We start from the raw sequence: 12,456 nt of genomic DNA, 5'->3' as shown, positions 1-12,456 counted from the left end.
ATAACAAAGACGCTCAAGCGGGACAAAGCACTGCGCGCTTTGCCCCTTAGCTGAGCGTTATACTCTTTAACGGAATAGGAAGCACATCATGATATCGTTAGATTTTATACTCACTTCCTTAGTCGTCGTGCTAATTCCTGGAACTGGGGTGTTATATACTGTCTCTACTGGACTATTCGTCGGGAGAAAAGCGAGCCTCTTTGCGGCACTAGGATGTACGCTCGGAATTATCCCCGCCCTATTAGCTAGTACTCTAGGCCTTGCTGTCATTTTTCATACTAGTGCTATTGCCTTTCAAATTGTTAAATATGCTGGCGCTGCTTACCTTCTCTATCTAGCGTGGAAAATGTGGCGGGCTTCTTCCCCTCTTTCCGTCAATGAAGAAAAATCCAATAAAAAATATTCCGGCATTATCTTAAAAGGATTTCTGCTCAACATATTAAACCCTAAGCTTTCTATCTTCTTCTTGGCATTTTTACCTCAATTTATAACAAGTAATACCGAGAATGCGTTAATTAGCATGTTGGCACTTGGACTCGTTTTTATGCTTATGACTTTCGTTGTTTTTGTTATCTACGGCTTTTTATCTAGCACATTTCGCGCAATGATTGTTCAATCACAAAGGGCCAGCGTGGTAATACAAAAATTGTTTGCAGCAAGTTTTGCTTCGCTTGGGGTTAAGTTAGCTTTTAGTGAACGGGTATAAAAATCACAAGCACTCGGACAAATTTCCGTTACGCATTTTGGCATGGCTGTGCCATTTTATGCCAAAATTTTTCACTGCAATTCGTCTGTGTTGTGGGCGTTATGAAAATCAATCACGGAGATTAAGTTAATGAATAAAGGTCTGTTTATAACGATAAACCCTGCTGCCCAAGCAGATATTTTAATACTAAATTAAATTCTACGTTCGTTGCCTGATTATGCAGAAGGTATTCGTTTTACTACTGCCCAGGATTTAGGTGGTAATAATGTACAGTTTTGGTATGAATGTTCGGATGAGCGAGCTGTTATTGCACAAAAACTTACGTCTGAGGCTAAAGCTATTTTTGATGATAAAATGCGGAACGCATGATGCCAAAAAAGGGAAAGATTTATTTTTTGCAGCAAGTTACGTCTGTCAGGCGCCATCGATTTTCATCCTATTTGCGCAAGCACTTTAATTCGAAGCCCTGACCGCTATTTCCGATGTTTTTTCTAGCCAGCCGCGTAGCGGCGATCTAGCCACTGCTTTTCACATACCCCAGCTGTTCCGATATCGCATTGCCCGCCTGAACCAGTTCCCCGATCCATTCATCCCGGCGACGGTCTATCGGTGCCGACAGGGATAGTCCGGCCACCGGCTGGTTGCTCTGATCGTAGATCAGTACGCCGATACAGCCGACACCGATCTCCGCCTCTTCATTGTCCAGCGCATAGCCCCTTTGAGCTGATGTCAGACACTCCTCAGTCAGTGCTTCAAGGGAGTTAAAGGTATTACGGGTGTAAGCGGGCAGGTTGGTGCGCTGGGCATAGCCGGCAATCTCCTGTTCACCACTCATTCCCAGCATCAGTTTACCGACACCGGTGACATGCAACGGCGCCCGGCTGCCGACGATCTGCTGCACATGCATCATGCGGTTGGGGGTGGCTTTTTCAAAGTAGATCACCACATCCCCTTCGCGGATGGTGAGGTTGATCGTTTCCCCCAGCTTATCCCGCAGCTTTTCCATATAGGGCATCGCCACGGCCCGCAGGTCGATATCGGTGTGTAAGCGGTTGCTCAGTTGCAATAACCGCTGCCCCAGGCGGTATTCACCGGCGCTGCTGCGCTCGACAAAACGGTTATCGATCAGCGAGTGCAGAATCCGGTGGGCGGTAGAGGGATGCAGTCCGGCATCCGCACTCAGTACTTTCAGCTTTACCGGTTTTGAATAGCGGGAGATCACATCCAGTAGCAGGGTCGCACGGTCGATAACCTGAATCCGGGCTTCCGGTTTTGATTCTGACATAGAGATCTCCTGTTAAAGACTGATGTTAATCGGCTGATGCTTTTTATAGTGTGCAATTTTTCATGAAATTACCACATGGCAACAATAAAAAGCTGTATTTCATAATATGAAATTCTTAGTTTTTAACCATTATTACTATTTTATTCTTTTAATTTCAGTTGGTTAGTAAAAGTGGACTGGTAAATTATTAAAATTTCATAATATGGAATATTTGCGTATTGCGGAAGTTATGCGTTGTTCTTATGGTGAATAACACTTAAGTCTTACTGCTTCAGACGATCCTGAGCAGAGTGCTTTTTTCCAACACTTATAAAGAGTATTCACCATGACAGATCAGAATCCTGTTTTTATACCCGGCCCGACCAATATTCCTGATCGGTTACGCAATGCGATGCATCTCCAGACCCGCGATCACCGCGCGCCGGATTTTGTTGAAACATTCGCTCCGGTACTGCGCGACTGCAAACGTGTTTTTGGTACTGAGACTGGTGAAGTGATTACCTTCCCGTCCAGTGGTACCGGCGGTTGGGAAGCCTCTATCTGTAACACCCTGTCAGCGGGTGACAAAGTACTGATCGCCCGCTACGGGATGTTTTCCCACCGCTGGATCGATCTGTGTCAGCGCCACAATCTGGATGTTCAGGTAATTGAGTGTGCATGGGGCAGCGGTGCTCCGGCAGACAAGTTTGCCGAGGTTCTGAGTGCTGACAGTGGTCATGAGATCAAAGCGGTGCTGGTGACCCATAACGAAACCGCCACCGGGGTTAAGAGTGATATCGGGGCAGTACGTCAGGCGATGGACTCAGCCGGTCATCCGGCCATGCTGTTTGTTGACTGCGTAAGCTCACTGGCATCCATGCCGTTTGAGATGGATGCCTGGGGCGTTGATATCGCGGTTTCCGGATCGCAGAAGGGCTTCATGCTGAATACCGGTATGGCCATTCTGGGGGTGAGCCAGAAAGCCCTGGCAGCGATGGAGACCGCCACGCTGACCCGCACCTTCTTCGATTTTCGCGACATGATGGCGGCGAATGCTAACGGTGGTTTCCCTTATACGCCTCCGTTGCAGTTGATCTATGGCATGAAAGAGAGTCTGGCGATGCTGTTTGAAGAAGGGCTGGAGAATGTCTATGCCCGCCATCACCGCCTGGCCGAAGGGGTACGTAAAGCGGTTGCCGCCTGGGGACTGACACTGTGCGCTCAGTCGCCGGAGCTGTACTCCGATACGGTTAGCGCGATCTATGTACCGGAAGGCTTTGATAGTAATCAACTGACCGAGCATGCCTTTAATGCCTACGGGGTTTCCTTTGGTATCGGTCTGGGGGAGATGAACGGTAAAGCGTTCCGCATCGGCCATCTGGGCTCACTGACTGACGTGATGGTGCTGTCGGGTCTGGCCACGATTGAGATGGCGATGGCGGATCTGAACTACCCGATCACCCTGGGGTCCGGCGTTGCCGCCGCACAGGAGTATTTTCGTAAGACTGCCAGTAAGAACTGTGCCTGACGTTAATTTTTGAGGTATCCCATGAGCGCTACAAATGAACAGAAGATGACGATCCCCACCTATGACGATGTGCTGATCGCCCATGAACGGATTAAACCCTATATCCATGAAACGCCGGTGATGACGTCGCGTTTCCTCAATGAGCTGACCGGTGCAGAGTTGTTTTTTAAGTGTGAAAACCTGCAGAAGGCCGGGGCCTTTAAAGTACGCGGCGCATCCAATGCGGTGTTTGGCCTGACCGAAGCCGAGGCGGCGGTGGGGGTGGCAACTCACTCCTCCGGCAACCATGCGCTGTCGCTCTCCTATGCGGCGGGCCAGCGGGGCATTCCGGTGACCGTGGTGATGCCACGCACCGCGCCTCAGGCAAAGAAAGATGCGGTGCGCGGCTATGGCGGCACCATCGTTGAGTGCGAACCCTCAACCAGTTCCCGTGAAGCGGTATTTGCCGAAGTGGTGGCTGAATCCGGGGCCGATTTTGTCCACCCCTATAACGATCCACGGGTTATTGCCGGACAGGCAACCTGCTCCAAAGAGCTGCTCAGTCAGGTGGAGAATCTGGATGCGGTGATCGCGCCGATCGGTGGTGGCGGAATGATCTCCGGCACCTGCCTGACGCTGTCGACGATCGCACCGCAGGTGAAGATCTACGCAGCGGAACCGCTGAATGCCGATGATGCCGCCCGCTCTTTCAAAGCCGGTTACATCATTGCCGATGACGCTCCCGAGACGGTGGCCGATGGTCTGAAAGTGCCGTTGAAAGATCTGACCTGGCACTTTGTCAGCAACCATGTCACCGACATTCTCACTGCCACCGAGGAGGAGATTGTCGAGGCGATGAAGCTGGTGTGGAAACGCATGAAGATTGTGATTGAACCCAGCAGCGCCGTGCCCCTGGCGACCATTCTGAAAAATCCGGAACTCTTCAGAGGCAAGCGGGTAGGGGTAATTATTACCGGCGGTAATGTCGATCTCGACAAACTGCCGTGGCTGAACGACTAACAATTTTGACAGGAGAACACCAATGAATGCACAGAATGAGCTGCACAATCTTGAAGTAGGTTACGACGTTCCGGCTATCCCGGGAATGGATGAAGCGGATATCCAGACGCCGTGTCTGATCGTTGATCTCGATGCGCTGGAGCGGAATATCCGCACCATGGGTGACTACGCTAAGCAGATGGGCGTGCGCCACCGGGTGCACGGCAAGATGCATAAGTCCGTCGATATCGCCCTGTTGCAGGAAAAGCTGGGCGACAGTTGTGGCGTTTGCTGCCAGAAAGTATCTGAAGCGGAGGTGTTTGCTCGCGGCGGAATCAAAGATGTACTGGTGTCGAATCAGGTGCGTGATCCGGCTAAGATCGACCGTATGGCGCGGCTGCCAAAACTGGGTGCCCGCACTATCTGCTGTGTCGATGATATCGAAAACGTTGCCCAGTTATCGGCGGCGGCACAGAAACATGGCACGCAGATTGAGTGTCTGGTTGAGATAGACTGCGGTGCCGGACGTTGCGGTGTGGCTGCGGGGCAGCCGGTAGTCGATATCGCCCAGGCGATCGATGTGGCTCCCGGTCTGAAATTCGCCGGTATTCAGGCGTATCAGGGGGCGATGCAACACCTGCAGAACTATAACGAGCGCAAAGAAAAAGTCGATATCGCCATTGAGATGGTGGCCCGTTCGGTAGAGATGCTTAAAGCCGTAGGGCTGGAGTGCGACATCGTTGGCGGTGGCGGCACCGGTTCTTACTACTTTGAGGGCGCTTCCGGAGTGTATAACGAGTTGCAGTGTGGTTCCTACGCCTTTATGGATGCCGATTACCAGACCATCCATGATGAAAACGGTGAGCGGATCTCCGAGTTTGAAAACTCACTGTTTATTCTCACTTCGGTTATGAGCCATGCCAAAGCCGATAAAGCGATCTGTGATGCGGGTCTTAAAGCCCAGTCCGTTGACAGTGGCTTGCCCTATATTTTTGGTCGCGATGATGTGGAATACATCAAATGCTCCGATGAGCATGGGGTGATCTCCGATCCGAATGGGGCACTGAAGGTTAACCAGAAGATACGCCTGGTGCCGGGACACTGCGATCCGACCTGTAATGTTCACGATTACTATGTTGGCGTGCGCAATGGCAAGGTTGAAACCCTGTGGCCGGTATCGGCCCGTGGTAAGGCTTACTAAGGCATTTAAACCCGATCAACAGATGCCCGTCAGGGCATCTGATTAATACCTGATTAAGGAGAATATCTATGGGTGCTGAAGAGCTTTCAGTTGAAGAACTCGCCACAGTTAATGCAACAGCGGGAATAACCCTTGTATCTGAAGCCGTTTGTGAGCAGGTGGTTGGCAGGCCGGAGGCCTTTACCGCAGTTGAAAACGTATTTGCGGCGATGGCCCGTGGTGATGCGTATAACTTTCCGGTGGTCCGGGAAGCAATTGGTCATGCGGATGCCCTCTATGGTTTCAAGTCCGGCTTCGATCGTGCCGGAATGGTACTGGGCGTAAAATCCGGCGGTTACTGGCCCGGTAACGTCGATAAAAATCTGACCAATCACCAGTCCACTGTGATTCTGTTTGATCCTGACACCGGTCAGCTGCGATCGCTGGTGGGGGGCAATTATCTGACGGCGGTGCGCACTGCAGCGGCGTCGGCGGTATCGATCGCCCATCTGGCGCGTAAAGATGCCCGGGTGTTGGGAATGGTGGGTGCCGGACATCAGTCAACTTTCCAGTTGCGCGCCGCCGTTGAGCAGCGCAACTTTGAAAAAGTGGTTGCCTGGAATCCCCACCCGGAATATCTGTCCCGGCTGGCAGCAGTGTGTGAAGAACTGGCGATCCCCTTTGAAGCGGTTGAGCAGGAACAGCTGGGGGCTGAGGCGGATGTCATTATCACCATTACCTCAGCCTTTGAACCGTTGCTGATGAAGCAGTGGATTAAGCCAGGCACCCATATCGCCTGTATGGGCACCGACACTAAAGGCAAGCAGGAAGTTGATCCTGAACTGCTGGCGAGCGCTTCGGTATTTACCGATGAGGTGGCGCAATCGATCTCCATCGGTGAAGCCCAGCACGCGGTGGCTTCCGGGCTGCTGAGTGAATCCGATATCACGCCTGTCGGTGAGGTGATTAATGGCACCCATCCGGGCCGTCGTGATGACCAGGAGATCACCCTGTTTGATGGCACCGGTGTGGGCCTGCAGGATCTGGCGGTTGCTTCCGCAGCGGTCGGACTGGCGCAGAAGAAGGGACTGGCTCAGGCAGTCATGCTGTAAGTCATAATGAAAGCCATTAGATAAGTTCTCCCTTGTTATCAGCCCGCTTACAACACCCCTGACTGTCAGGCAGGGGTGTTACTTCACTTAATTTTTTATCCTACAGGTACTGATTATGAGTTCTGCTGCGCGATTACGACTGCGTGAACTGCTGGATAGTCAGCAGTGTGTTACATGCGCGTCGGTATTTGACCCCCTGTCCTCACGGATGGCGGATGATATAGGCTTTCAGGTTGGCATACTCGGCGGCTCTGTGGCCTCGCTGATGTCTCTCGGGGTGCCGGATATCTATCTGCTGACCCTGAGCGAACTGGCGCAACAGGCCCGCCGGGTGTGTCTGGCATCCGATCTGCCGGTGATTATCGATGGCGATAACGGTTACGGGAATGCCCTCAATGTGATGCGCACCGTGGCTGAGCTTGAACATGCCGGTGCTGCGGTTATTACCATCGAAGATACGGTTATCCCCAGACCGTATAAACAGCCGGAGCTGAATCTCAGCAGTGTTGAAGAGGGCTGCAGTAAACTGCTGGCGGCACTGAACGCCCGTCAAGATGTTAACCTGGGAATCTTTGCCCGCACCCATGCACAGCAGCCCCATCGGGATCTGCTCGAACGGGTGGACGCCTACAGTCGCACCGGCGTGGATGGCATCTGTATTTTTGGTCAGATCTCCAAGGCGTTGCTGGTACAGCTCAACCGGGTCACCGATCTGCCGCTGATGCTGATCGACTATGCCCCGTCTGTACTCGACTCAGAAGAGTTGATGCAGCTGGGGGTGCGGATCCATTTCAATGGTCATCGTGCCTATGAGGACTCCGTTAAGGCGGCCTATCAGTCGCTGCTGCAACTGCATCAGGGGGAAGTCGCCGGTTGTGAGCAGAGTGCCAAACAACTGATCGGACGTTTTGCCCGGCAGCAGCGATTTACGGCCATCAGTAACGATTACCTCGACCCCGTTGCCAGTTAAGCGGTTAACTATTTAAGCAGAAGCCCGATCAGTGCCGCAGGTTCGTCAATCAGGTAATCACTGTTGGCACCGTTCAGCTCGTCAGCTTCGCCATAACCCCAGCTGACCGCAACCGAGTTCAGTCCATGTGCTCTGGCCGCCTGAATATCACTGCCCCGGTCACCGATCATCCAGTGGTTGCTGTGAGGGCGGGGGTGATGCTGGATTAACTCACCCAGATGCCCGGTTTTATCACTCTTATCTCCGTTCAGTTCACTCCCATGAATACCATCAAACAGGCTAGCCAGCCGGGCATCCTGCAGCAGCCATTCAGCCTGTGGCTGTGGTTTAACCGTGAGTACCCGTAACCGTAGCCCGGCGTTTGCAAGTTGCTCCAGCACCTCCCTGACACCGGGATAGATGCTGTAGTTTCTGATCCCCTGCTGCAGGTAATGCTGCCGGAAGCGGAACACCGCGTCCTCTATCAGAGTGAGTTCGTCAGTCTGCATCAGCCGGGCAAAGCTATCGCGAATCGGCGGGCCAAAGCAGCGTTGTAACTGCTCTGCCGGGGCCTGTGGATAACCGAGACCGGAGAGCGCGCTTTGGATCGATTCGGCAATGCCTCTTTGAGAGTCGAGCAGGGTGCCGTCGAGATCAAAAAACAGAGTGTTCATGGGTTTATCTTCGTGTATATCGGGTTGAAGAGACTGGGGTGATATTGTACACAATTTTAAAGATCGTGGCTCGTTGTCCGAACGCTACGCTTGTCCGGGCTCCGGAAAAACATAGGGTGGTCGTATCTTTTGTGGGAGCCGCTTCCAGCGGCGATTGTGTGTGCCGGTGTGTAGCTAAATCGCTGCAGGATGCAGCTCCTACGATTGAGCCGACAATCAAACCGCTTTTGTGGGAGCCGCTTCCAGCGGCGATTGTGGGTGCCGGTGAGTAGATAAATCGCTGCAGGATGCAGCTCCTACGATTAAACCTACAATCTAACCGCTTTTGTGGGAGCCGCTTCCAGCGGCGATTGTATGTGCCGGTGTGTAGCTAAATCGCTGCAGGATGCAGCTCCTACGATTGAGCCTACAATCAAACCGCTTTTGTGGGAGCCGCTTCCAGCGGCGATTGTGGGTGTCGGTGGATAGTTAAATCGCTGCAGGATGCAGCTCCTACGATTGAGCCGACAATCAAACCGCTTTTGTGGGAGCCGCTTCCAGCGGCGATTGTGGGTGCCGGTGGATAGTTAAATCGCTGCAAGATGCAGCTCCTACGATTAAACCTACAATTTAACCCCGCAATGAAATCGATGATCTAACCGCTGTTGTAGGAGCACCTTCCAGGCGCGATTGTGGGTGCCGGTGTGTGCCGGTGGATAGTTAAATCGCTGCAGGATGCAGCTCCTACGATTGAGCCTACAATCAAACCGCTTTTGTGGGAGCCGCTTCCAGCGGCAATTGTGGGTGCCGGTGGATAGTTAAATCGCTGCAGGATGCAGCTCCTACGATTGAGCCTACGATTAAATCCCGCAATGAAATCGATGATCTAACCGCTTTTTTGGGAGCCGCTTCCAGCGGCGATTGTGGGTGCCGGTGGATAGTTAAATCGCTGCAGGATGCAGCTCCTACGATTAAACCTACAATTTAACCCCGCAATGAAATCGATGATCTAACCGCTTTTGTGGGAGCCGCTTCCAGCGGCGATGGTGGGTGCCGATGTGTAGATAAATGGCTGCAGGATGCAGCTCCTACGATTAAACCTATAACTAAACCCCGCAATGAAACCGGTACCTTAAAAATCACAAAAAAAAGACCATCAGCTCCCTGACGGTCTTAAAACCCTCGAAAGGGGAGTCAACAAGAATCTCACCGGCAATGGATAGGTTGACGGTGAAGACATAACACCGTGAGCGGATAAACCTGAGAGAAGGATCCCAGGATAAAACGTCATTGTGTCACGGCTATTGTGGTTAATCCTGACTTTAAGGTCAACTTGTTGCAGGGTGAACTCGTTTCATATCGTGGCAACAATATGTTGACTATTTTGTATACAATGCTTTGGTATAAATGTATGTTTTATCTATACAGTCGTTTTATCTACCGCTGAGCCAGAATAGCCGTCAGCGCCCAACGATCAGATTTCTCAAATAATAAAATTAATATTTAAGAGGTAACACTGATGGTCAGACTTGATCTGGAAAGTTCAATAGCAATCACCCAGGCTGCATTTGGTAAAAGCCGTGAGCTGAGTGCGTCACCGTTAACGGTGGCGATTCTGGATAGCGCCGGAAAGCTGATTTCGCTGCAGCGTCAGGACGGTTCGAGTATGCTGCGCCCGGACATCGCGATCGGTAAGGCATGGGGTGCGGTCGCGATGGGCAAGTCATCCCGTGAACTGGGTCGGGACGCACTGGAACGTCCGGCGTTTATCGCATCGTTAACCACGCTGGCTCAGGGACATCTGGTGCCGGTTGCGGGCGGAGTGCTGGTGCGAAACAGTGATAATGAGGTGGTCGGCGCTGTGGGGGTCAGTGGTGACCTGTCCGATGTCGATGAACTCTGTGCGATTACCGGGATTCAGGCAGCCGGGCTGGTTGCCGATGCGGGCAGCGTGTAACGCAGCGTTATTTAAGCCAACAAAGAGAGCCTCCGTGAAGACGGGGGCTTTTTTGTGATTAAGCGCCTGACATTTGAATGGCCTGTACACCGCAACCTTTGAGTATCAGCCGGGTCAGCTGATCTGCCGCGATATCGTAGTCCCGCTGAGTCATTTTATCCTTGCCGGTGACCCTGGATATCTGCCAGTCGAAGTCGGCATAGGTCTGTGTTGAAGCCCAGATGGTAAACAGCAGGTGGTGCGGATCAACCGGGTCCATCAGTCCCCGGTCAATCCAGGACTGAATCTTATGACTGCTGACACGGGTCTGTTCCATCATCTGTGCCGCGATATCATCGGGCAGGTGAGGGGCCCCGTGCATGATCTCACTGGCAAACACCTTGGAGGCGGAAGGGTGTTGTTGGGAAACCCGTATTTTGGCACGGATATACTGCTCCAGTACGGTTGCCGGATCATCATCCTGATAAAACGGGGTGGCAGCCTGAAGCAGTGGCTCAATCACGCTTTCAATAACGCTGCGGTAGAGGTTTTTCTTGCTCTTAAAATAATAGTAAACGTTTGCCTTGGGCAGGCCTGCCTGTTCGGCTATATCCACGGTTTTGGTCGCGGCAAAACCCTGAGCGGCAAAAATTTCACTGGCAGCCTGAATAATCAGCTCCCGGTTACGTTCCCTTATTTTAGCCATCGGCTTACCTTATCCTGTTTTATTATTATTGAACCGTGACGGTCAGCTGCCGGGCAATGGTATCACCCGCACTGAACCCGGCTCAAGTGGGGCATGGGGGCACTTGGAATAAGTTCGGCAGTCGGAAGAGTGCTAAAAAACAAAAGCCCCGTTGGGTAAACAGGGCTTTTTAGTGTGTTATATGAAAGACGCGTAGCGATGTTACTCAGTCAGGGCACCCTGAGCAATCCAGGTGCCCAGCAGGTCGCGTTCCTGCTGTGTCATCTGGGTGATATTCCCCAGCGGCATCGCCTGAGTGGTAATCGATTGCGCCTGGATTCTGGGGGCCAGCATCCGGATCTGCTGCGCATCATCCAGCATGACTCCGGCCGGTGCGGCGGTAAAACCGGCAAAGGTTGGGGTGGCTGAATGGCATACCGAGCAGCGCTCATCGATGATCTGCTTGACCTGAGTAAAGCTGACCTGGTTCGTTGATACTTCTGCGGTCTTCGGTGCGGTGACAAAGGCCAGGGCGATCATGCCAAGTGCTGCGGCCGGAATCGTCCAGACATACTTCTGACTTTCGTGACGGGTGTTGAAGTAGTGACGCACCAGCACACTGAGTACCGCCAGCCCGGCGAGAATGGCCCAGTTATATTCAAAGCTGTAAGTGCTGGGGAAATGATTACTGATCATGATGAACAGCACCGGCAGCGTGAAGTAGTTGTTGTGTCGTGAGCGCAGTAAGCCTTTCGCTGGCAGTGCCGGGTCGGGCTCACGCCCTGCGTTTATGGCGCCAACCAAAGCGGTTTGTGCCGGCATAATCACGCGGAAGACGTTACCCACCATGATGGTGCCGATAATGGCGCCAATATGCAGGAACGCGGCACGGCCACTGAATACCTGAGTCAGGCCCCAGGCGGCTGCGATCAGCAGGACAAACAGCACCAGGCCCAGCAGTGCCGGGGTTTTACCCAGTGGAGAGTCACACAGGACAGTGTAGATAAACCAGCCAGCGAGCAGGCTTGCGACACTAATGCCGATGGCCGCCGCAGAGCTGATACCCGAACCGGGTGCCACCAGATAGAGTTGCGCATTGAGGTAATAGACGACCGCCAGCAGGGTAAAGCCTGACAGGAAGGTGGCATAGGCTTCCCATTTAAACCAGTGCAGTTGCTCCGGCATCTTCGGCGGGGCAAGTTTGTACTTCTCCAGGTGGTAGATACCGCCGCCGTGGATCGCCCACAGATCGCCGGATAATCCTTCCCGTGGGTTGCTGCGGTCCAGATGGTTCTCCAGCCAGACGAAATAGAAGGACGCGCCGATCCAGGCGATACCGGTAATCATATGTACCCAGCGTACCGCCAGGTTTAACCATTCAGTGATATGGGGATCCATGGTTTACTCCTCATATAGTGGCGCTTATCGCGTTTGCTAAAGGCCAAAGATGTTAATGTTCTTGTTG

11 protein-coding genes are annotated in these 12,456 nt (G+C 52.6%); 7 read left to right on the top strand and 4 right to left on the bottom strand.

Going from position 1 to position 12,456, the window contains the following annotated elements:
* The first annotated feature begins 88 nt into the window (after positions 1 to 88).
* Positions 89 to 706, top strand: a complete 618-nt coding sequence (locus KDX31_12655; GenBank protein UTW02209.1) for a LysE family translocator — start codon at positions 89 to 91, stop codon at positions 704 to 706.
* A 514-nt stretch (positions 707 to 1,220) separates the two neighbouring features.
* Here the strand turns inward: KDX31_12655 and KDX31_12650 are convergent.
* A complete protein-coding gene (locus tag KDX31_12650) occupies positions 1,221 to 1,991 on the bottom strand; it encodes an IclR family transcriptional regulator (protein ID UTW02208.1) in 771 nt (256 codons plus the stop codon).
* A gap of 325 nt (positions 1,992 to 2,316) precedes the next feature.
* Between KDX31_12650 and KDX31_12645 the strand changes: the two genes are divergently transcribed.
* The 5 genes from KDX31_12645 to KDX31_12625 all read left to right on the top strand — a co-directional run bounded on the left by KDX31_12645 (position 2,317) and on the right by KDX31_12625 (position 7,738).
* The gene (locus tag KDX31_12645) at positions 2,317 to 3,498 is read left to right on the top strand and encodes an aminotransferase class V-fold PLP-dependent enzyme (GenBank protein UTW02207.1); all 1,182 of its coding nucleotides are present in this window, start codon (positions 2,317 to 2,319) and stop codon (positions 3,496 to 3,498) included.
* Between the two features lie 21 nt (positions 3,499 to 3,519).
* The gene (locus KDX31_12640) at positions 3,520 to 4,497 is read left to right on the top strand and encodes a pyridoxal-phosphate dependent enzyme (protein ID UTW02206.1); all 978 of its coding nucleotides are present in this window, start codon (positions 3,520 to 3,522) and stop codon (positions 4,495 to 4,497) included.
* Positions 4,498 to 4,519: 22 nt separating this feature from the next.
* Positions 4,520 to 5,677 (top strand): DSD1 family PLP-dependent enzyme, encoded by a 1,158-nt coding sequence (locus tag KDX31_12635; GenBank protein UTW02205.1) that lies wholly within the window; start codon positions 4,520 to 4,522, stop codon positions 5,675 to 5,677.
* 68 nt (positions 5,678 to 5,745) lie between these two features.
* Positions 5,746 to 6,768: an ornithine cyclodeaminase family protein gene (locus KDX31_12630; GenBank protein UTW02204.1), complete on the top strand. Its 1,023-nt coding sequence runs from the start codon at positions 5,746 to 5,748 to the stop codon at positions 6,766 to 6,768.
* Positions 6,769 to 6,883: 115 nt separating this feature from the next.
* Positions 6,884 to 7,738 carry an isocitrate lyase/phosphoenolpyruvate mutase family protein gene (locus tag KDX31_12625; protein ID UTW02203.1) on the top strand — a complete coding sequence of 285 codons (855 nt, stop codon included), beginning with the start codon at positions 6,884 to 6,886 and terminating at the stop codon, positions 7,736 to 7,738.
* 8 nt (positions 7,739 to 7,746) lie between these two features.
* Here the strand turns inward: KDX31_12625 and KDX31_12620 are convergent, their stop codons facing one another.
* Positions 7,747 to 8,391 (bottom strand): HAD hydrolase-like protein, encoded by a 645-nt coding sequence (locus KDX31_12620; protein ID UTW02202.1) that lies wholly within the window; start codon positions 8,389 to 8,391, stop codon positions 7,747 to 7,749.
* A gap of 1,498 nt (positions 8,392 to 9,889) precedes the next feature.
* Here KDX31_12620 and KDX31_12615 point away from each other — a divergent pair.
* Positions 9,890 to 10,327 (top strand): heme-binding protein, encoded by a 438-nt coding sequence (locus tag KDX31_12615; GenBank protein ID UTW02201.1) that lies wholly within the window; start codon positions 9,890 to 9,892, stop codon positions 10,325 to 10,327.
* 58 nt (positions 10,328 to 10,385) lie between these two features.
* On the opposite strand, the gene KDX31_12610 is transcribed toward KDX31_12615, so the two are convergent.
* Both KDX31_12610 and KDX31_12605 read right to left on the bottom strand, forming a co-directional pair.
* Positions 10,386 to 11,012 carry a TetR/AcrR family transcriptional regulator gene (locus KDX31_12610; GenBank protein ID UTW02200.1) on the bottom strand — a complete coding sequence of 209 codons (627 nt, stop codon included), beginning with the start codon at positions 11,010 to 11,012 and terminating at the stop codon, positions 10,386 to 10,388.
* 201 nt (positions 11,013 to 11,213) lie between these two features.
* Positions 11,214 to 12,389 carry a urate hydroxylase PuuD gene (locus KDX31_12605; protein UTW02199.1) on the bottom strand — a complete coding sequence of 392 codons (1,176 nt, stop codon included), beginning with the start codon at positions 12,387 to 12,389 and terminating at the stop codon, positions 11,214 to 11,216.
* Positions 12,390 to 12,456: the final 67 nt, after the last annotated feature.

Origin of the sequence: Amphritea atlantica (assembly GCA_024397875.1) — a bacterium.
In the GTDB taxonomy this organism is placed as follows: domain Bacteria; phylum Pseudomonadota; class Gammaproteobacteria; order Pseudomonadales; family Balneatricaceae; genus Amphritea; species Amphritea atlantica_B.
Note: the sequence above shows the minus strand (reverse complement) of the source record. Positions and strands in the feature narration are given on the sequence as shown.